At 71.2% G+C, this 19820-nt stretch carries 17 protein-coding genes; 10 read left to right on the top strand and 7 right to left on the bottom strand.

All coding sequences use genetic code 11. The features are described from left to right. Nucleotides 1-155 precede the first annotated feature (155 nt). Both GWI24_RS20350 and GWI24_RS20345 read right to left on the bottom strand, forming a co-directional pair. On the bottom strand, nt 156-830 hold the full coding sequence (locus GWI24_RS20350; protein WP_308343830.1) for an NADH-quinone oxidoreductase subunit B family protein: 675 nt from the start codon (nt 828-830) through the stop codon (nt 156-158). After that, nucleotides 821-1243 (bottom strand): NADH-quinone oxidoreductase subunit A, encoded by a 423-nt coding sequence (locus tag GWI24_RS20345; protein WP_044571740.1) that lies wholly within the window; start codon nt 1241-1243, stop codon nt 821-823. Before GWI24_RS20345 ends, GWI24_RS20350 begins: the two co-directional genes overlap by 10 nt. A gap of 180 nt (nt 1244-1423) precedes the next feature. Here GWI24_RS20345 and GWI24_RS20340 point away from each other — a divergent pair, with 180 nt between their 5' ends. The 9 genes from GWI24_RS20340 to GWI24_RS20300 all read left to right on the top strand — a co-directional run bounded on the left by GWI24_RS20340 (nt 1424) and on the right by GWI24_RS20300 (nt 13817). Continuing rightward, on the top strand, nt 1424-2701 hold the full coding sequence (locus GWI24_RS20340; RefSeq protein ID WP_247616634.1) for a sensor domain-containing protein: 1278 nt from the start codon (nt 1424-1426) through the stop codon (nt 2699-2701). A 207-nt stretch (nt 2702-2908) separates the two neighbouring features. Further along, nucleotides 2909-4252, top strand: coding sequence for a sensor histidine kinase (locus tag GWI24_RS20335; protein ID WP_210947354.1), 1344 nt, complete (start codon nt 2909-2911; stop codon nt 4250-4252). A 140-nt stretch (nt 4253-4392) separates the two neighbouring features. Next, on the top strand, nt 4393-5106 hold the full coding sequence (locus GWI24_RS20330) for a response regulator transcription factor (RefSeq protein WP_171072637.1): 714 nt from the start codon (nt 4393-4395) through the stop codon (nt 5104-5106). 251 nt (nt 5107-5357) lie between these two features. Continuing rightward, nucleotides 5358-7310 carry a 2-oxoacid:acceptor oxidoreductase subunit alpha gene (locus GWI24_RS20325; protein WP_210947353.1) on the top strand — a complete coding sequence of 651 codons (1953 nt, stop codon included), beginning with the start codon at nt 5358-5360 and terminating at the stop codon, nt 7308-7310. Beyond that, complete coding sequence (locus tag GWI24_RS20320; protein WP_210947352.1) at nt 7303-8385, top strand: 2-oxoacid:ferredoxin oxidoreductase subunit beta; 1083 nt, start codon at nt 7303-7305, stop codon at nt 8383-8385. The genes GWI24_RS20325 and GWI24_RS20320 overlap by 8 nt, the downstream gene beginning before the upstream one ends. 106 nt (nt 8386-8491) lie before the next feature. Then, on the top strand, nt 8492-10501 hold the full coding sequence (locus tag GWI24_RS20315; RefSeq protein ID WP_210947351.1) for an APC family permease: 2010 nt from the start codon (nt 8492-8494) through the stop codon (nt 10499-10501). Nucleotides 10502-10590: 89 nt separating this feature from the next. Beyond that, nucleotides 10591-11448 (top strand): SDR family oxidoreductase, encoded by an 858-nt coding sequence (locus GWI24_RS20310; protein ID WP_210947350.1) that lies wholly within the window; start codon nt 10591-10593, stop codon nt 11446-11448. A gap of 137 nt (nt 11449-11585) precedes the next feature. Next, nucleotides 11586-12680 carry an EamA family transporter RarD gene (rarD, locus tag GWI24_RS20305; RefSeq protein ID WP_308343828.1) on the top strand — a complete coding sequence of 365 codons (1095 nt, stop codon included), beginning with the start codon at nt 11586-11588 and terminating at the stop codon, nt 12678-12680. 195 nt (nt 12681-12875) lie between these two features. Continuing rightward, nucleotides 12876-13817, top strand: a complete 942-nt coding sequence (locus GWI24_RS20300; protein WP_210947348.1) for a M28 family metallopeptidase — start codon at nt 12876-12878, stop codon at nt 13815-13817. A gap of 106 nt (nt 13818-13923) precedes the next feature. On the opposite strand, the gene GWI24_RS20295 is transcribed toward GWI24_RS20300, so the two are convergent. From GWI24_RS20295 to GWI24_RS20275, 5 genes are all read right to left on the bottom strand, one after another. Further along, nucleotides 13924-14871 carry an ABC transporter permease gene (locus GWI24_RS20295; RefSeq protein ID WP_374103322.1) on the bottom strand — a complete coding sequence of 316 codons (948 nt, stop codon included), beginning with the start codon at nt 14869-14871 and terminating at the stop codon, nt 13924-13926. Then, on the bottom strand, nt 14858-15841 hold the full coding sequence (locus tag GWI24_RS20290; RefSeq protein WP_210947347.1) for an ABC transporter ATP-binding protein: 984 nt from the start codon (nt 15839-15841) through the stop codon (nt 14858-14860). The genes GWI24_RS20295 and GWI24_RS20290 overlap by 14 nt, the downstream gene beginning before the upstream one ends. A 71-nt stretch (nt 15842-15912) precedes the next feature. After that, nucleotides 15913-17157, bottom strand: coding sequence for a sigma-E factor regulatory protein RseB domain-containing protein (locus GWI24_RS20285; RefSeq protein ID WP_210947346.1), 1245 nt, complete (start codon nt 17155-17157; stop codon nt 15913-15915). 220 nt (nt 17158-17377) lie between these two features. Continuing rightward, nucleotides 17378-18388, bottom strand: a complete 1011-nt coding sequence (locus GWI24_RS20280) for a polyprenyl synthetase family protein (RefSeq protein WP_210947345.1) — start codon at nt 18386-18388, stop codon at nt 17378-17380. Between the two features lie 309 nt (nt 18389-18697). After that, nucleotides 18698-18967 (bottom strand): hypothetical protein, encoded by a 270-nt coding sequence (locus tag GWI24_RS20275; protein ID WP_308343825.1) that lies wholly within the window; start codon nt 18965-18967, stop codon nt 18698-18700. Between the two features lie 75 nt (nt 18968-19042). Between GWI24_RS20275 and GWI24_RS20270 the strand changes: the two genes are divergently transcribed. Continuing rightward, nucleotides 19043-19820, top strand: a 778-nt coding sequence (locus tag GWI24_RS20270) for a fumarylacetoacetate hydrolase family protein (RefSeq protein WP_210947344.1), incomplete at its 3' end; no start/stop codon positions are given.

Here is a 19820-nt window from a genome sequence, read left to right as displayed (position 1 = left end):
CCCGCTCGGCTCCACGGCCCTAGTCGGCTCCGTCTCGGGCGGCTCGTCCCCAGTCGGCCTCACGGCCGCCCTCGGCTCCGCCGCGCCGCTCGGCCCCGCCGTCTCGTTCGGCTCGTTCGCCGTCCCGTTCGGCTCGTTGGCCTCATGCCGCTCGGTCATCGCGTGTCTTCCCGCCCCGGAGGCGTGACCAGTCCGCTGCGCAGCGCGGCCGCCGACGGGCGGCCCGCGGCCGTGGACGCGGCGCCGGGCCCGGAATTCCCGTAGCGCTCGCCCAGCGACTCGCGCGCGATCTTCTCCTGAAGCTTGAGGATGCCCTGCAGCAGCGCCTCGGGCCGGGGCGGGCAGCCGGGGACGTAGACGTCGACGGGGATGATCTGGTCGACGCCCTTGGTCACGGCGTACGAGTCCCAGTAGGGGCCGCCGCAGTTCGAGCACGCCCCGAAGGAGATCACGTACTTCGGCTCCGGCATCTGCTCGTACAGCCGCTTCACCGCGGGCGCCATCTTGTCCGTGACGGTGCCGGAGACGACCATCAGGTCGGCCTGGCGCGGCCCCGGTGCGAAGGGGATCACGCCGAGCCGGATGAAGTCGTGGCGGGCCATCGACGCCGCGATGAACTCGATCGCGCAGCAGGCGAGCCCGAAGTTGAAGACCCACAGGCTGTAGCGGCGGCCCCAGTTCAGGACCACCTTCATCGGCTCGGGGGCCAGCCGGGCCAGCGGGCCGAGACGGCGCGGCTCCGGCAGGTCCACCGGCGCGGGCGCGGGGACCGGCGGCCCGGAGACCGGCGTCGGCGTTGGCGTTGGCGTCGGGTTCGGTGTCACGTCCACTCCAGGACGCCCTTCTTCCATGCGTACAGCAGACCTACGGCGAGGAACCCGAGGAAGATGAACATCTCCACCAGCGTGGCGGCCCCGAAGCCGGGCGCCGCGAAGACCGTCGCCCACGGGAACAAGAAGATCGAGTCCACGGCGAAAATCACATACAGAAAAGCGTAGACGTAGTAGCGGACCTGGGTGTGGGCCCAGCCCTCGCCCACGGGGTCCACTCCGCACTCGTAGGTCAGCAGCTTCTCCGGCGTGGGCACGACAGGCCGCAGCAGCCGCCCGGCCCCGAAGGCCACGGCGACGAAGATCACGCCGATCGCCGCCAGCAGTCCGACCACCGTATAGCCGTGGAAGTAGTCGGCCGCGAGCTGGACGCTGGTGACGCTGGTGGTGCGTACGGTCGTCGCCTCCGGCACGTCCGCCCCTCGCTCCCTGGTCTCGTGGTCCTTGTCCGCTCCTCGTCGACCTCGCATGTTCGACGATCCGTACGGACGGGAAGTCTAGGCCCTGCCGCCACCCGGCCGGGCGGCCCGTCCGCCATGCGGTGGGGGTAGCCCCATGGCGGAGCCCCCGCGGGGCCGGGCAGTCTTGCTGTCATGACCTCCAGTTCCCCCGTCGACGGGCCCGTCGACGGCCCCGACGGCGGCCCCGACGGCGGCGGCTACGGCGGCGGCCGTGGCCGCGCCGACGAGCGGCTGCCGCGCCCGCCCGCGTTCGCCTTTCCCACGCAGACCTGGAAGGAGATCGCGCATCTCCTGGCCAATCTGCTGGTGGGCATCGTGTGCTTCGTCTTCACCCTGGTCTGGCTGGCCGTGGGCCTGGGACTGGCCGTCACGGTGGTGGGCCTGCCCCTGCTGGCCCTGGGGCTGCGGTTCAGCCGGCTCCTCGGCCGGTTCGAGCGGAACCGCGCCAGGGCGCTGCTCTCGGTGCGGATCGACGAGCCCAGCCCCCTGCCGTACCAGCCGGACAGCAGCTTCCTCGGCAGGCTGTGGACGAGTCTGCGGGACCCGGTCGGCTGGCGGGCCACCCTCTACGCCCTGATCCGGCTGCCGTGGTCGGTGGTCACCTTCGCGATCACCTTGACCTCGCTGTTCGCGGCCTGGCCGGTGCTGCCGTGGATCGCCCGGGGGCTGACGCATGTGGACCGGGCGATGGTGCGCGGGCTGCTGTTCCCCTCCGACGAGTTGGAGCGGCGGATCGCCGAGCTGGAGTCGGACCGGGGCACGGTGGTGGACACCGCCGCCGCCGACCTGCGCCGGATCGAACGAGACCTCCACGACGGCGCCCAGGCCCGCCTGGTCGCCCTCGCCATGGGGCTCGGCCTGGCGAAGGAGAAGCTGGAGGAGGACCCGGAGGCCGCCGCCAAGATGGTCGACGAGGCCCACGGCGAGGTGAAGCTCGCCCTCCAGGAGCTGCGCGACCTCGCCCGCGGCATCCACCCCGCCATCCTCACCGACCGCGGCCTCGGCCCCGCCCTCTCCGCGCTCTCGGCCCGCTGCACCGTGCCCGTGAAGGTGGCGGTCGAGCTGCCCGAACGCCCGGCACCGGCGATCGAGGGCATCGCCTACTTCACCGTCTCCGAGCTGCTCCAGAACATCAGCAAGCACAGCGGCGCCCGCACCGCCGAGGTCGAGCTGTGGCGCACCGAGGACCGGCTGCTGATCCAGGTGCGGGACGACGGGCGCGGCGGGGCGTCCACCGACGGGGGCACGGGGCTCGCGGGCCTTGCGGAGCGGCTGGGCTCGGTGGACGGGCTGTTCGTGGTGGACTCGCCGTCCGGCGGGCCGACCACCGTGACCGCCGAGCTGCCCTGGCGCCACCGGACCGGGTCGGCGGCGGGCGCGGCGGTGGCACGTTCCCGGCGAAAGGTCTGACCCCCTGGCCTGGCACCGGCCCTGCCCCTGACCGCACCCCATGAGGTCCTGACCTCACCCCATGAGGTCCTGACCGCACCCCTCGAGGTAGGGCTAACCCCCCGGTGAAGAGGCCGACCCGCCCGATGGCCGGGCCGACCCCGCTCCGGGACTCTTGGGGATACGCAGACGAGCGACCGATCAGGCCCCCGGAGGACGGACGAGACGATGGCCACCGCATACCGCCCCTACGAGCCGGGGACCGAGCCCCGTGGCCATCTGGTGCCCGCAGTACTGAAGGCGCCGTTCCAGGGCCGCGTGTGGCGTGAGTTCCTCTACGTCCTGATCAGCCTGCCGATGGCCATCCTCACCTTCGTCTACACGGTCACGATGATCGCGCTCGGCGCCGGGCTGCTGATCACCTTCCTCGGCGTCCCGGTGCTCGGCGCCGCCCTCGCGGGCTGCCGGGCGCTCGGCGTCGTCGAGCGGGCCCGCGCCCGTGCGCTTCTGGGGCTTGAGGTGGCCGAGCCCGAGCCGGTCCTCGGCCGGAGGGGCGGCCGCGGGGGCAGGCGCGGACCGGTCGCCTGGGTGGGCGCGCTGCTCAGGAGCGGCACCTCCTGGCGGCATGTGATCTACGCGCTGATCCATCTGCCGTGGGCGGTGCTCTCCTTCGGCTTCGCGATGGCGTTCACCTTCTACGGCTGGGGCTTCGCGACCTATCCGCTGTGGCGCTGGGTCTTCCCCCGGTACCTGGACGAGCCGGGGCTAAAGGTCTTCGGGGACGACCGCGGGCACAACTTCTATCTGGACACCCCGTTCGAGATCGCCGTGACCTGCGCCGCCGGAGTGCTGGTCCTGCTGCTGACCCCGTGGATCATGCGGGCGCTGACCTCGGTCGACCGGATCATGGTGACCGGGCTGCTCGGCCCGTCCCGGCTGGCGAGCCGGGTCTGGGAGCTGGAGTCGGACCGGGGCACCGTGGTGGACACCGCCGCCGCCGACCTGCGCCGGATCGAGCGCGACCTCCACGACGGCGCCCAGGCCCGCCTGGTCGCCCTCGCCATGGATCTGGGCCTGGCCAAGGAGAAGCTGGAGGAGGACCCGGAAGCCGCCGCGAAAATGGTGGACGAGGCCCACGGCGAGGTGAAGCTCGCCCTCCAGGAGCTGCGCGACCTCGCCCGCGGCATCCACCCCGCCATCCTCACCGACCGCGGCCTCGGCCCCGCCCTCTCCGCCCTCGCCGCCCGCTGCACCGTCCCGGTGAAGGCGACCGTGGACCTTCCGCAGCGGCCCGCGCCCGCGATCGAGGGCATCGCCTACTTCACCGTCTCCGAGCTGCTCCAGAACATCAGCAAGCACAGCGGCGCCCGCACCGCCGAGGTCGACGTCTGGCGCACCGAGGACCGGGTGATGCTCCAGATCACGGACGACGGGCGGGGCGGGGCCGACACCTCCACCGGTTCGGGTCTCGCCGGGCTGGCCGAGCGGATCGACGCGGTGGACGGGGTCCTCGTCGTCCACTCCCCGGCGGGCGGCCCGACCACGGTGACCGCCGAGCTCCCCTGGCGCTGACGCCGCACGACCCTGGTACTGACGGCGCAGCGCCCTGGCGCTGACGGCGCCCGGCCCTGGCACTGACGGCGCACACCCCTCCACTCGTACGCGGCCCGTACGCGGCCGGTTCTGTGCGACGCGAGCGGCCCAACCCTGGGATGCTGGTCCCGACGAACCGAGTGAAACGGGGGCCGAGCATCGTGGCGGACAGAGTACGGGTGGTCATCGCCGAGGATTCGGTGCTGCTGCGGGAGGGGCTGACCCGGCTGCTGACCGACCGGGGCCATGACGTGGTCGCGGGCGTCGGGGACGCGGAAGCGCTGATCAAGTCGGTGCGGGAGCTGGCGGACGAGGGCGTGCCACCGGATGTGGTGGTGGCCGACGTCCGGATGCCGCCCACGCACACCGACGAGGGGGTCCGGGCGGCCGTCCGGCTGCGCCGCGACCACCCGGGTCTCGCGGTGCTGGTCCTGTCGCAGTACGTGGAGGAGCAGTACGCCACCGAGCTGCTGGCCGGGAACAGCCGGGGCGTGGGCTATCTGCTCAAGGACCGGGTGGCCGAGGTGCGCGAGTTCGTGGACGCGGTGGTGCGGGTCGCCCAGGGCGGCACGGCGCTCGACCCGGAGGTGGTCGCCCAGCTGCTGGGCCGCAGCCGCAAGCAGGATGTGCTGGCCGGGCTCACCCCGAGGGAGCGGGAGGTCCTGGGGCTGATGGCCGAGGGCCGTACCAATTCGGCCATCGCCCGGCAGCTCGTGGTGAGCGACGGCGCGGTCGAGAAGCATGTGAGCAACATCTTCCTGAAGCTCGGTCTGTCGCCGAGTGACGGGGATCACCGTCGAGTGCTCGCCGTCCTCACCTATCTCAATTCCTGAGACTCTCAATTCCTGAAAGCAGACTCCCGCACACCAAAGCGGGACCAAAGGCTGAACGGGGGATCAGCGGAAATGACAGCACGGGGGGAGGGACGCGTCGTGCCAAACCAGGGCATATATGGTTTTTCTTTCGGCGTCCACCATGTGATCCGGCCAAGGAAGGCCACCCTTACCGACGTACGATGGTCATGGGACAACAACCGGTCGGCACCGACTGTCCAGGAGCGCCGCCTCAAGGGAGGTCCGAAGCAGTGACCAGCCAGGTCAGTAGCCCGGCCGAGCAGGCCGAACCAGCCGATCAGCAGGGCGGGCAGACGCCCGCCGGGGGGCAGCGATCAGCAGACGGTGGCAAGGAGGTCCGCCGTCTGGACCGGGTGATCATCCGGTTCGCGGGGGATTCCGGTGACGGTATGCAGCTCACGGGTGACCGGTTCACCTCGGAGACGGCGTCGTTCGGAAACGACCTGTCGACCCTGCCGAACTTCCCGGCGGAGATCCGCGCCCCCGCCGGCACCCTGCCCGGAGTGTCGAGCTTCCAGCTCCACTTCGCCGATCACGACATCCTCACACCAGGTGACGCGCCGAACGTGCTGGTGGCGATGAACCCGGCCGCGCTGAAGGCCAACCTCCCCGATGTGCCACGCGGGGCGGAAATCATCGTCAACACCGACGAGTTCACCAAGCGCCCCATGGCCAAGGTCGGCTATGACCAAAGCCCCCTGGAGGACGGCTCGCTGGACGGCTATCGCGTCCACCCGGTGCCGCTCACCACGCTGACCATCGAGGCGCTGAAGGAATTCGGGCTGTCCCGCAAGGAGGCCGAGCGCAGCAAGAACATGTTCGCGCTCGGGCTGCTGTCGTGGATGTACCACCGGCCGACCGAGAACACCGAGAAGTTCCTGCGCCAGAAGTTCGCCAAGAAGCCGCAGATCGCCGAGGCGAACGTGGCCGCCTTCCGGGCGGGCTGGAACTTCGGCGAGACCACCGAGGACTTCGCCGTCTCCTACGAGGTCGCCCCGGCCACCACCGCGTTCCCCACCGGCACCTACCGGAACATCTCCGGAAACCTGGCGCTGTCGTACGGGCTGATCGCGGCCTCCCGCCAGGCGGATCTGCCGCTGTTCCTGGGGTCATACCCGATCACCCCGGCCTCGGACATCCTGCATGAGCTGTCCAAGCACAAGAACTTCGGCGTGCGCAGCTTCCAGGCCGAGGACGAGATCGCCGGGATCGGCGCCGCGCTGGGCGCGGCCTTCGGCGGCTCCCTCGCCGTGACCACCACCTCCGGCCCCGGTGTGGCGCTGAAGTCGGAGACCATCGGGCTCGCGGTGTCGCTGGAGCTGCCGCTGCTGGTGATCGACATCCAGCGCGGCGGCCCCTCCACCGGGTTGCCCACCAAGACCGAGCAGGCGGACCTGCTCCAGGCCATGTACGGGCGCAACGGCGAGGCCCCGGTGCCGATCGTGGCCCCGAAGACCCCGGCCGACTGCTTCGACGCCGCGCTCGACGCCGCCCGGATCGCCCTGGCCTACCGCACCCCGGTGTTCCTGCTGTCGGACGGCTACCTGGCCAACGGCTCGGAGCCCTGGCGGGTGCCGGACGTCGAGGAGCTGCCCGATCTGCGCGTCCAGTTCGCGGCCGGCCCCAACCACGTACTCGCCGACGGCACCGAGGTCTTCTGGCCGTACAAGCGCGACCCGGAGACCCTGGCCCGCCCCTGGGCCGTGCCCGGAACGCCCGGTCTGGAGCACCGGATCGGCGGCATCGAGAAGCAGGACGGCACGGGGAACATCTCCTACGACCCGGCCAACCACGACCACATGGTCCGCATCCGCCAGGCCAAGGTGGACGGCATCGCGGTGCCGGACATCGAGGTGGACGACCCGACCGGCGACGCCCGCACCCTGGTCCTGGGATGGGGTTCCACATACGGCCCGATCACCGCGGCGGTGCGCCGCGTCCGCACCGCGGGCGACCGGATCGCCCAGGCCCATCTGCGCCATCTCAACCCCTTCCCGGCCAACCTCGGCAAGGTGCTGGAGGGTTACGAGAAGGTCGTGGTGCCGGAGATGAACCTGGGTCAGCTGGCGACGCTGCTGCGCGCCCGCTATCTGGTCGACGCCCGCTCCTTCACCCAGGTCCGCGGACTGCCCTTCAAGGCCGAACAGCTCGCCACCGCCCTCAAGGAGGCCATCGATGACTGACACCATCGCCGAGGGCGCGGCATCGGCTCGGCACGCGCTCTCCCTGGTGCCCAAGAGCGACACCAAGCAGACGATGAAGGACTTCAAGTCCGACCAGGAGGTCCGCTGGTGCCCCGGCTGCGGTGACTACGCGATCCTCGCCGCCGTCCAGGGCTTCATGCCCGAACTGGGCCTGGCGAAGGAGAACATCGTCTTCGTCTCCGGCATCGGCTGCTCCTCGCGCTTCCCGTACTACATGAACACCTACGGGATGCACTCCATCCACGGCCGCGCCCCGGCCATCGCCACCGGCCTGGCCGCCTCCCGCCGCGATCTGTCGGTGTGGGTCGTCACCGGTGACGGCGACGCGCTGTCGATCGGCGGCAACCACCTGATCCACGCGCTGCGCCGCAATGTGAATCTGAAGATCCTGCTCTTCAACAACCGCATCTACGGCCTGACCAAGGGGCAGTACAGCCCCACCTCCGAGGTCGGCAAGATCACCAAGTCGACCCCGATGGGCTCCCTGGACGCGCCGTTCAACCCGCTGTCGCTCGCGCTCGGCGCCGAGGCGGGCTTCGTGGCCCGCACCGTGGACTCCGATCGCAAGCACCTGACCGAGGTGCTGCGGCAGGCGGCGGCCCACCCGGGCACCGCGCTGGTGGAGATCTACCAGAACTGCAACATCTTCAACGACGGCGCCTTCGAGGCCCTGAAGGACAAGGACCAGGCCCAGGAGGCCGTGATCCGGCTGGAGCACGGGCAGCCGATCCGCTTCGGCACCGACCAGTCCAGGGGCGTCATCCGCAACCAGCGCACCGGCGACCTCGAAGTGGTCACCGTCACCGCCGAGAACGAGCACCAGGTGCTGGTGCACGACGCCCACGCGGCCTCGCCCACCACGGCGTTCGCGCTGACCCGGCTCGCCGACGCCGACACCCTCCACCACACCCCCATCGGGGTGCTGCGCGATGTGGAGCGCCCGGTCTACGACACCCAGATGTCCGACCAGCTCGACAACGCCGTGGAGCTCAAGGGCAAGGGCGACCTCGGCGCGCTGCTCGCGGGCGGCGACACCTGGACGGTCGTGGGCTGACCCCGTCAAGCGCGCCCAGCGGGCGCGTTCGTACATATGGGCACAGGCGGGTGCCCGGCCGGAGCGTCTGACCGCGCCCCGGCCGGGCACCCGCTCTCCTATGCCCATGGCCGACACCGCCGCCCCGCTCCAGCCGCCCGACCGCCCCGGCTACCGCCTCAAGCGGCTGCTGCTCGGCCCGCCCCTGGTCACCGAGCGGATCCGGCGCGAGAAGCTGAGCAACCCGGCCGCGCTGGGCGTGCTGGCCTCCGACTGCATCTCCTCGACGGCGTACGGCAGCGAGGAGATGCTGCGGGTGCTGGTGCCGGTCATCGGGGTCGCGGCGTTCACCATGATCCTCCCGGTGACCGGGGCGATCCTGCTGGTGCTGCTGGTGGTCACGCTCTGCTACAGCGATGTGGTGACGATCTACACCCGGGCGGGCGGCTCGTATGTGGTGGCGCGGGAGAACTTCGGCCCGGACATCGCCCAGATCGCGTCCGTGGCGCTGCTGGTGGACTACATCGTCACCGTCGCGGTCCAGGTCTCGGCGGGCACCAACGCGATCATCTCGTTCGCCCATCTCGTCGGCGGCACCTGGACCGGTATCGACCATCTCCAACTGCCCCTCAGCGCCCTGGTGATCCTGATCCTCGCCTACGGGAATCTGCGCGGACTGCGGGAGGCCGGGCGGGTCTTCATGGTGCCCGCCTACCTGTTCATCCTCGCCGTCGGCCTGATGCTGGTGGTCGGCGTGATCCGCGGGCTCACCGGGACGCTGCCGCACGCCGATGTGCACGCCGCGGGCGCCGTGCACCTCGGCACCGCGGGCAGCGGCTGGCTCTACGGCGCCTCGCTCTTCATCGTGCTGCGCTCGTTCGCCAACGGCGGCTCCTCGCTGACCGGTCTGGAGGCGATCTCCAACAGCGTCTCGGTCTTCCGCGACCCCAAGGGCCGCAACGCCCGCCGCACGCTGGTCACGATGAGCTGCGTCCTGGGGACACTGGTCCTCGGGGTCTCCGCCCTGGCCCACTTCACCCACGCCATCCCGTACCGGGACGGCACCCCGACCGTCCTCGCGCAGGAGGCCCATCTGGTCTTCGGCGGCGGGGTGCTGGGCGCCCTGGGGCTGGCGTTCGTCCAGCTGGCGACCGCGCTCATCCTCTACACGGGCGCCAACACGCCCTTCACCGGCTTCCCGTTCCTGGCCAGCTTCGTGGCCGAGGACCGCTTTCTGCCCCGGCAGCTGACCCGGCGCGGCCACCGGCTGGCCTTCTCCAACGGGATCGTGTCGCTGGCCGTGGTGGCGCTGGCGCTGCTGGTGGTCACCGCGGCCAATGTGGACCGGCTGGTGGCGCTGTACGCGATCGGGGTGTTCACCGCCTTCACCATGGCCGGGGCCGGGATGACGGCCTATCACCTGCGGCGCCGGGAGCCGGGGCGGACGTGGAAGGTGGCGGTGAACCTCATCACCGCGGTGGTCTCCGCCGCCGTGGTGCTGATCTTCGGGATCACCAAGTTCACCGAGGGCGCCTGGCTGGTCGTGGTGGTCTTCCCGCTCGGGGTCTGGGCGCTGATCCGGATCAACCGCGAGTACCGCGCGGAGGCGGCCGCTCTGGAGGCGGTGCCGCGCCCCGGGGACGACGTCCCGCGCTGGCGGCGCCATGTGGTCTTCGTCCTGGCGGACAGCATCGACCTCGCGACGGTCAAGGCGCTGCGGTACGCGCATGAGCTTCGGCCCGACGAGGTCCGCGCGGTGCACTTCATGGTGGACGAGGCCCATGCCCGGCGGCTGATGGCGCGGTGGGAGGCCACGGCGGGGGTGACCGCGGCGCTGGAGGTCGTGGAGTGCCCGGACCGGCGGCTGCGCCACGCCGTGATGGAGCTTGCGGCCCGTACCACCGAGGACGGGCAGACCGCGCTGACCCTGCTGGTGCCGCGCCGCACCTATGCCTCCCCGCTGGGCAAGCTGCTGCACCGCGGCACGGCGGAGTCGCTGGCCAAGGCGCTGGATCGGCTGCCGGGCGTCGCGGTGACGATCCTGCCGTTCGCCGTCAGCCTCGCGGCCCGGGAGCGGGAGCCGCGAGAGCGGGAGCCCTGGGAGAGGGAGCCCGGGGAGCGGCCCGGCCCCGAATGAACACACTTACTTAACCGGAAGTACCTTTCTTTTGGTTAGCGCTTCCCTTATGGTGGGTGTGCCGATCCCGAACCAGGAGAGTCACACATATGAGCATCGTCGTCACCGGAGCCACCGGCCACCTCGGCCGCCTCGTCGTCGAGGGGCTGCTGGAGAAGGTTCCCGCCGACCAGATCACCGCGGTCGTGCGCGACACCGCGAAGGCCGCCGACCTCGCCGACCGCGGGGTGCGGCTGCATGTGGCCGACTACAACCGGCCCGAGACGCTCACCGGCGCCTTCGCCGCCGGCGACAAGGTGCTGCTGATCTCCGGCAGCGAGGTCGGGCAGCGGGTGCCGCAGCACCAGGCCGTGATCGACGCCGCCAAGGAGGCCGGTGTCGCGCTGCTCGCCTACACCAGCATCCTGGGCGGCCCCGCCGCCGACTTCTCCCTGGCCGACGAGCACAAGGTCACCGAGCAGGCGATCACCGACTCCGGTCTGCCGTACGTGCTGCTGCGCAACGGCTGGTACAACGAGAACTACACCGAGAACCTCTCCACCGTCCTGGAGCACGGCGCCGTCGTGGGCGCCGCGGGCGAGGGCCGGGTCGCCTCCGCCGCGCGCGCCGACTACGCGGCGGCGGCCGTCGCGGTCCTGACCGGTGAGGGCCACGAGGGCAAGGCGTACGAGCTGTCCGGCGACACCGCCTGGGGCTTCGCCGAGTATGCCGAGGTGATCGCCCGGCAGTCCGGCAAGGAGATCGTCTACGGCGCCGTCTCCCCCGCCGAGTACCAGTCCATCCTCACCGGCGCGGGCGTCCCCGAGCCGCTCGCCGTGACCCTCTCCGATGTCGAGGCGGCCATCGAACGCGGCCGGCTGGACGCCACCCCGGGTGACCTGTCCCGGCTCATCGGCCGTCCGACCACGCCCATCGCGGACTCGGTGGCGGCCGCGCTGAAGGGCTGACCCGCCCCGTACGCACCAGGGCCCGCCTGTCATCACCGTATTCCGATACGGGAATGACAGGCGGGCCTCACCAGCGCTACCTTCGGACCCTCGGAACGGGCCCGCCGGGGGCTCGTCATGCCGTCGGGGAGGGTGCCGTGACGCCGCAGGACCAGCAGGACCGCGTCGATCGCGCCGGTCTCCTCTACGGCTTCGCGGCGTACGGCATCTGGGGTCTGGTGCCGCTTTTCTGGCCGCTGCTCGAGCCCGCCGCGGCGGTGGAGATCCTGGCCCACCGGATGGTGTGGTCGCTGGCGGCCGTCGGTCTGGTGCTGCTGGTGCTGCGCCGCTGGAGCTGGATACGGCCGCTGCTGCGGCAACCGCGGCGGCTGGGCATGATCGCGCTCGCCGCGACCGTGATCTCGGTCAACTGGGGTCTGTACATCTGGGGCGTCAACAGCGGGCATGTGGTCGAGACCGCGCTCGGATACTTCATCAACCCGCTGGTCAGCATCGCCTTCGGAGTGCTGCTGCTGCGTGAGCGGCTGCGGCCCGCGCAGTGGGCGGCGGTCGGCGTCGGAGTGGTGGCCGTGGCCGTGCTGACGGTGGGCTACGGCAAGCTGCCGTGGATCGCGCTCACCCTCGCCTTCAGCTTCGCGACGTACGGGCTGGCCAAGAAGCGGGTCGGTCTCGACGGGCTGGAGTCGCTGGCCGCCGAGACCGCCGTGCAGTTCCTGCCCGCGCTCGGCTTCCTGATCTGGCTCGGGACACACGGCGGAGCCACGTTCGCGAGCGAGGGCGCCGGGCACGCGGCTCTGCTGGCGAGCTGCGGCTTCGTCACGGCACTGCCGCTGATCTGCTTCGGGGCCTCGGCGGTGCGGCTGCCGCTGTCGACGATCGGGATGCTCCAGTACGTGGCGCCGACCTTCCAGTTCGTCCTCGGGCTCGTCGTCTTCCACGAGTCGATGCCACCCGAACGGTGGGCGGGCTTCGCCCTCGTCTGGCTCGCGCTCGCGTTGCTGACCTGGGACGCGCTGCGCACCGCCCGGCGGGCGCGGCGGGCGCTGGCCGACGCCGCCGCGCGGGCGGGGGTGCTGTCGGCGACAGTGGAGGCCGATGTCGTACCGAACGCGGATGTCGTACCGGAGGCCGTTGGGCCCGAGGCCGTCGTACCGGACGTGGTCGTTCCGGAGGTCTCCGCATCGGACGCCGCCGTGCCCGATGTCCGGCCGGGACCGATATCCGGCGGGTGATGTCCGGTTTCCGCCCTTGACGCGGAGTCAGCCACGCCCGGAGCATCAGCACGTTCACCGCTCCACCGCCCCACGGGCACGTGCACCACACAGCGTCACGTCATTCCGTCCTGTCCTCGTTCGGAACCGGAGCCCCCCATGTCCTCATGCGCGCAAGCCCGTCCCCGAAGATCCCTGATACGGCGTACGGCCGCCATGGCCGCCGCCGGTACGGCGGTCGCCGCCCTGGTCTCGGCCGCCCCCGCCACCTCCGCCGCCGCATCGGCCCGGCACACGGCGGACGCCCGTACCACCCTCGCGGCACCGGACATCTCCGTGGCCAATGTGAAGGCCCATCTGACCCAGCTGCAGTCCATCGCCACCGCCAACGGCGGCAACCGCGCCCATGGCCGCCCCGGCTACAAGGCGTCGCTCGACTACATCAAGGGCAAGCTGGACGCCGCCGGATACACCACCACCGTGCAGCAGTTCACCTCCGGCGGTGCCACCGGCTACAACCTCATCGCCGACTGGCCCGGCGGCGACACCAACAACGTGGTGTTCTCCGGCGCCCACCTCGACTCCGTCACCGCGGGCCCCGGGATCAACGACAACGGCTCGGGCTCCGCCGGAATCCTGGAGACCGCGCTCACCGTGGCCCGCCAGGGCGCGAAGCCCACCAAGCATCTGCGGTTCGCCTGGTGGGGCGCCGAGGAGCGCGGAATGGTCGGCTCCACCTACTACATCAACAACCTGCCGTCATCCGAACGGGCGAAGATCGACGGCTATCTCAACTTCGACATGATCGGCTCGCCCAACCCCGGCTACTTCGTGTACGACGACGACCCCGGGATCGAGTCGGTCTTCAAGGCGTTCTTCTCCGCCAAGGGCGTGCCCACCGAGATCGAGACCGAGGGCGACGGCCGCTCCGACCACGCGCCGTTCAAGAACAAGGGCATCCCGGTGGGCGGTCTCTTCAGCGGCGCCGACTACACCAAGACCGCCGCCCAGGCGCAGAAGTGGGGCGGCACCTCCGGTCAGGCGTTCGACCGCTGCTACCACCGCTCCTGCGACACCTCTAGCAACATCGACGACACCGCCCTGGACCGCAACAGCGACGCCATCGCCTACGCGGTCTGGACGCTCGGCGGCGCCTGATCCCGGATGATGTGCCGTGTTCGGCTCCGCCGGCTCAGGCCGCTTCGGCCGCTCAGGCCGCCGAGGCCGCTCGGGTAGCTCAGCCCGCTTCGGCCGCTCAGGCCGCTCAGGCCGTGATGTCCTTCGCGGTGAACCGGGCCCAGGCCGCCGAGCCGAACACGGCCACGTACAGCCCCTGCAGCCCCAGGTTCTTCACCAGCTCGTCCCAGTAGACCGGCTCGCGGAGGAGATCGGCGAAGCTGAGCCAGTAGTGCGGGAAGAGGTACGGGTGGATCGCGTGCAGCTGCGGGATGGTGTCGAGGATCTGCGCGGTGATCATCAGCCCCACGGTCGTGGCCATGGCCGCGATCCCGCTGTTGGTGAGGGTGGAGATGAACAGCCCTACCGTGGCGATCCCCACCAGCGACAGGGCCACCAGGGCGGCCACGCCGAGCGCCCGGAGCAGCGCTTCGTCGAACGAGACGGTGATGCCCGAGATCAGCGTGACATCGCCGAGCGGGAACAGCAGCGCCCCCGTCACCAGGCTCGAGAGGGCCACCACCAGGGTCGCGATCAGGCAGAAGGCCATGGTGGTGGTGAATTTGGCCAGCAGCAGACGGGTCCGCCCGGCGGGGGCGACCAGCAGATAGCGCAGCGTCCCGGAGCCCGCCTCACCGGCGATGGCGTCACCGGCGATCACGCCGATCACCATCGGCAGGAAGACCGGCAGCGTCGCCGCCAGTGACGCGAAGACCAGGAAGATCCCATTGTTGGTGATCTGGGCGAAGAAGGCGGGGCCCTCCCCCTCTCCCCCACGGCCGCCGCCGAAGCTGCCGCCGTCGCTCGTCTCGATCTTCACCGCGACGCCGATGAGGATCGGGATCAGCGCGAGCACCCCGAGCAGGGCCAGGGTCCGCCAGCGGCGCAGGGTGGTGGTCAGCTCGGAGCGGAAGAGCGCCAGGGCCCACAGGGGGTTCGGGCGGGGCGGGTTCGCGGCCCTCTCGGCCAGTGCGCCGGTATGGGCCGTCCTTGGTACGCCGGTGTCGGCCACCCTCGTTTCATCAGCCCGCGACATCGAAGCCCTCCCCGGTCAGCGCGACAAAGGCGTCCTCGAGCGAGGCGCGTTCGGCCCCGAAGGCCCGGACCCGCACCCCGGCGCGTACGAGGGCGGCGTTGAGATCGGCCAGCTCCAGCGGTGCGTCGTCCAGGCCGGGGCCGGGCACCGGCAGCTCGCCGGAGACGCGCTCGTCCAGGACCACCAGATCCGTCACCCCGTGCTCCTTGAGCACCCGGACCGCGTCCACCGGGTCCGGGGTGGTGACGGCCAGCCGGCCGCGGCTGCCCGCCGCCAGCTCGGCCACCGTGCCCTGGGCGATCAGACGGCCCTGGGCCATCACGGCGGCGTGCGTGCACACCTGTTCGATCTCGTCGAGGAGATGGGAGGAGAGGAAGACGGTGGTGCCCTCCTCGGCCAGCTCGTGCACCAGGGCGCGGATCTCGCGCATGCCCTGCGGATCGAGGCCGTTGGTCGGCTCGTCCAGCACCAGCAGCTCACGCGGCTGGAGCAGCGCGGCGGCCAGGCCCAGACGCTGCTTCATGCCGAGCGAGTACGCGCGGGCCTTCTTCCCGGCCGCGGCGGCCAGCCCGACCCGGTCCAGGGCGGCCGCCACGCGGGGGGCGCGGGTGCGGGGGTCGGCCGTGGGGTCGGCCGCGTCGTAGCGCAGCAGATTGTCGCGGCCGGTCAGAAAGGGGTACAGGGCAGGGCCCTCGATGAGGGCGCCCACCCTGGGCAGCACGCTCCGGGCGGCGCGCGGCATCGGCTCGCCGAGCAGCCTGGCTCTGCCCGAGGTGGGCTCGATCAGGCCCATGAGCATGCGGATGGTCGTCGTCTTCCCCGAGCCATTGGGCCCGAGGAAGCCGAAGACACTGCCCCGCGGCACGCACAGGTCGAGCGCGTCGACCGCGAGCTGTCCGCCCCGGTAGCGCTTGGTGAGCCCGCGGGTCTCCACCGCGGCGTCGTCCCCCTCGGTGGACCGCTGCTCCACGGGCTCCCCTTCGTCCTGCGTCGTATCCGCGCCCTACGTCGTCCGTCACCGCGCCTTACGAGCCCGGTGGCTCACTTGGCCGCGTTGGCGGCCTTGACCAGGGCGTCCTTGTCGACCGCGCCGACGAACACCTTGCCGTCGTCGGTGACCAGCGCGTTCACCAGCCGGGTGCTGACCACGGTGCCGGAGCCGAACTTCCCCTTGACCTCCTTGCCGAAGCCGCCGAGGAGGCCGGAGGCCGCGCCCGGGCCGCTGTCGCCGCCGGGTGTCGTGGGCGACGCGGCGCCGCCGGGGGTGTCGAGCCGGGCGACCGAGTCCCAGCCCTCGCCGACGACCTTCAGCCCGGACAGGGCGCCCTGGGCGTCCTTGAAGTCCTTGCCGCCGAAGTCCTTCGGGGCGTCCTTACGGTCGGCCTTGGGCTCCTCGGTGACCTTGGCGCCCTTGGGCGGCGTGAAGTCGAAGGTGCTCGCCTTGGGCTTGCCGAAGTCCACCTTGGTGAAGCCCACGTCGATGATCGCCTTGCCGCCGCTCTTCGGGGAGAGCGTGAACTTCAGCGGGACACCGTTGTCCGCGTCCACCGCGATACGGACGGATCCGATCGTGGAGTCGCTGTTCTGCTTGGGCTTGATCAGCAGGTCGTACGCGTCCCGCCCGGCGACCCGGGAGGTGCCGTCGACGGTCACATCGGTGGTGTCGTCCACGGAGGAGAGCACCGTCTTGGCCATCTCCTGGGGCGTGGCGTCCCGCAGGTCCTTCGGCAGCTCCTGCCGGTGGTCGCCCTTGGCCTTCGCGCCCTTCGGGGCGGTGGCGTGGTACGCGGAGTTGCTCCCGCTGTCGTACGCCCAGATCTCGTCGCCGTTGTGGATCATGCTGTACTCGGCGGCGTTCTCGACGATCGACACCCGCTGCTTGCCGGGGCCGTCGGTGGCCACCCGCAGGGTGTGGGAGCCGGAGATCAGCTCCATCAGCTTGGACTCGGGCGCGGCGGACGCGTCGCCGCCCTGTGCCCCGCCGAGGTCGGCGATGGAGCCGCCGCCGGGGAGCGAGGGGATGCCCAGATCGGTGGTGATCTTCACCGAACCGGACATCTGCTGGGCGTCCGATGCCGCCATCTTGCTGATGAGCTCTTGCGCCGAGATCTTCGGCAGATCGGGGTCGCCGGTGCTGGCGAGCGCCGGGACCAGTCCTATGGTCGCCGCTGCGATACCCGCGACGGCCACCGGAGCGGCGTACCGGGCGGCCTTCTTCCCTCGTGATGGCCGCTCTTCATCCCAGAAGCCGTCGTCGGCGACCTGTGTCGGTCGGATCCGTGCCATGTGTGCTCTACCTCCGTCGTCGGCGGCGGTTCGTCAGCTTGCACTCGTCCACCTCTCGGGCCATTGTCACCCGATCCCGCCATGTGGTGGTCTTCTCATCCCACCAAATCGTTCGACGTGGCGCGTCAGCCCGCAGGATCACCTCGGCGTAATGCTCGGGTATGACGCCGCTCCACCGGGAGTCAGGGGCCGGTCGGGGTGGATGGGGCGCCGGGCGGGGTCACCCGGCCCGGTGGACCACCGCGTCGCACAGCCCCTCGAGGGCCACCCTCGCCGGGCCCTCGGGCAGCGGCGCCAGCATCGAACGGGCCTCCGCCGCATAGCGGACCGTGACCCGGCGGGCTCGCTCCAGCGCCGGATGGGCGCGCAGCCGCCGCAGCACCTCGGCATGGCGCGCGTCATCGGTGAGATCGCCCGCGAGCAGCTCGCACAGCTCGCGGTCCTCGGCCGAACCGGTCGCCTCGGCCTGCTCCCGCACATAGAGCACGGGCAGGGTGGCCACGCCCTCGCGCAGATCGGTGCCGGGGGTCTTACCGGACTCATGGCTGTCGCTTGCGATGTCCAGTACGTCGTCGGCGAGCTGGAAGGCCATGCCGAGCCGCTCGCCGTACTGGGTGAGGATGCTGACGATGCTCTCGTCGGCGCCCGACATCATCGCGCCGAACCGGCCCGAGACGGCGATCAGCGAGCCCGTTTTGCCGGCCAGCACATCCAGGTAGTGCTCGACCGGGTCGCGGCCGTCGCGGGGGCCCGCCGTCTCCAGGATCTGGCCGGTGACCAGCCGCTCGAACGCCTCGGCCTGGATCCGCACCGCCTCGGGGCCGAGGTCGGCCAGGATGTGCGAGGCCCGGGCGAAGAGGAAGTCGCCGGTGAGGACGGCCACCGAGTTGCCCCAGCGGGCGTTGGCACTGGAGACGCCGCGCCGCACCTCCGCCTCGTCCATCACATCGTCGTGGTACAGCGTCGCCAGATGGGTGAGTTCGACGACCACGGCCGAGGGCACCACTCCGGGTGCGTGGGGGTCACCGAACTGCGCGGCCAGCAGCACCAGCAGGGGCCGGAACCGCTTCCCCCCGGCCCGTACCAGATGCTGGGCGGCCTCCGTGATGAAGGGCACTTCGCTCTTGGTGGCCTCCAGCAGGCCCTCTTCGACAGCCGTCAGCCCGGCCTGGGTGTCGGCTTCCAGAGTCCGGTCCCGCACGCTCAGCCCCAAGGGCCCGACGAAGCTCACGGGGTACTCCTGTCTGCCTACGAATGACGCGAATGTCGATGTGTCGCTGCCTCCACCAACAGGCAGCGTATCCGGTCGGGTATCGATCACTGTGGGCGCCTTCCCGCCTTGTGCGCCTCTCACCGTTCTCTCCCGAACCCGACCGCTTCACATCGCAGTACCGCGATCGCAGCAGATCATTCATGCCCCGGACCCCACCCGGCCGCCCGGACGGACCGCCGGACGGACCGCCGGACGGACCGCCGAACCGGCCGTCGAGCGGGGCCGGTCACCGGCAGGGGCAGACCGATGACCGCGGGCGAGGCCCGCTCATCCGTGCATGGCGGCCACCGCCTTCGCCAGCCGTGGCGACGCGTACGCCGTACCACAGACGAACCGCATCACCGGGCCGAAACTCACCGCCGCGGGCAGCCCGGTGCAGTACAGCCCCGGGACCGAGGAGCCGTAACCGGCGTCGAGCCAGGGGCCCCCGGCTCCGGTGACCGACTCGGAGCGGAGGCCGGGCCCGAGGAAGTCCAGCGCCGCGACGCTCATCCGATAGCCCGTCGCGGCCATCACATGGTTCGGCGGCCAGCTCACCGATCCGGCCGTCGCTCCCCGCGCCTTAGGGTGTGCTGCGTCCCACAGTGACGAGGAGAAGGCGAGGCAGCCCCGATGCCGCAGCGATCCCCGCTGGACCTGCCCGAAGGCGACCCCTTCGGCCCGCACAACCTCCCCTATGGCGTCTTCACCGCGCCGCACGCTCCTCATCTGCGGAAAATCGGGGTGCGCTACGGAAACCATGTGCTCGACGTGGGCGCCGCCGCGGCCGCCACCGCCTCTCCGCACGCCGAGCCGCTGGGCGCCGACACCCTCAACCCGCTGATGGCCGCGGGCCGCCCGGTCTGGCAGGCCGTGCGGGCCGAGGTGCTCGACTGGCTCACCGACCCGGCGCACCGCCCGACCATCGAGCCCCTGATGCATCCCCTCCCCACCGTGGCGCTCCACCTCCCCTTCGAGGTGGCCGACTACGCCGACTTCTATGCGAGCGAGCACCACGCCACCAACACGGGCAGGATCTTCCGCCCCGACGGCGAGGCGCTCACCCCCAACTGGAAGCACATGCCGATCGGCTACCACGGCCGGGCCGGCACCATCCTCGTCTCGGGCACGCCCATCGTCCGCCCGCAGGGCCAGCATCTGCCCCCGGCCGATACCTCCGCACCACACGCTTCCTCCCCCACTCCGGTCTTCGGCCCCTCCCTGCGCCTCGACTTCGAAGCGGAGGTGGCCTTTGTCGTCGGCGCCCCTTCCACTGTGAATACACCGGTGCCGCTCTCCGGGTTCCACGACCACGTCTTCGGCGTCTGTCTGCTCAACGACTGGTCCGCGCGCGACATCCAGGCGTGGGAGTACCGCCCGCTCGGCCCCTTCCTCGGCAAGTCCTTCGCCA

The sequence above is a fragment of the Streptomyces sp. MK37H genome, assembly GCF_018035285.1.
Lineage (GTDB): Bacteria > Actinomycetota > Actinomycetes > Streptomycetales > Streptomycetaceae > Streptomyces > Streptomyces endocoffeicus.
The sequence above is the reverse complement of the archived record's forward strand: the minus strand, read 5'-3'. Positions and strand labels throughout refer to the sequence as shown.

Coding starts and splice junctions, on each gene's coding strand:
- GWI24_RS20340 (WP_247616634.1), top strand. CDS start 1,424: ATGACCTCCAGTTCCCCCGTCGACGGGCCCGTCGACGGCCCCGACGGC.
- GWI24_RS20335 (WP_210947354.1), top strand. CDS start 2,909: ATGGCCACCGCATACCGCCCCTACGAGCCGGGGACCGAGCCCCGTGGC.
- GWI24_RS20330 (WP_171072637.1), top strand. CDS start 4,393: ATGCTGGTCCCGACGAACCGAGTGAAACGGGGGCCGAGCATCGTGGCG.
- GWI24_RS20320 (WP_210947352.1), top strand. CDS start 7,303: ATGACTGACACCATCGCCGAGGGCGCGGCATCGGCTCGGCACGCGCTC.
- GWI24_RS20315 (WP_210947351.1), top strand. CDS start 8,492: ATGGCCGACACCGCCGCCCCGCTCCAGCCGCCCGACCGCCCCGGCTAC.
- GWI24_RS20310 (WP_210947350.1), top strand. CDS start 10,591: ATGAGCATCGTCGTCACCGGAGCCACCGGCCACCTCGGCCGCCTCGTC.
- GWI24_RS20300 (WP_210947348.1), top strand. CDS start 12,876: ATGGCCGCCGCCGGTACGGCGGTCGCCGCCCTGGTCTCGGCCGCCCCC.
- GWI24_RS20295 (WP_374103322.1), bottom strand. CDS start 14,871: ATGTCGCGGGCTGATGAAACGAGGGTGGCCGACACCGGCGTACCAAGG.
- GWI24_RS20285 (WP_210947346.1), bottom strand. CDS start 17,157: ATGGCACGGATCCGACCGACACAGGTCGCCGACGACGGCTTCTGGGAT.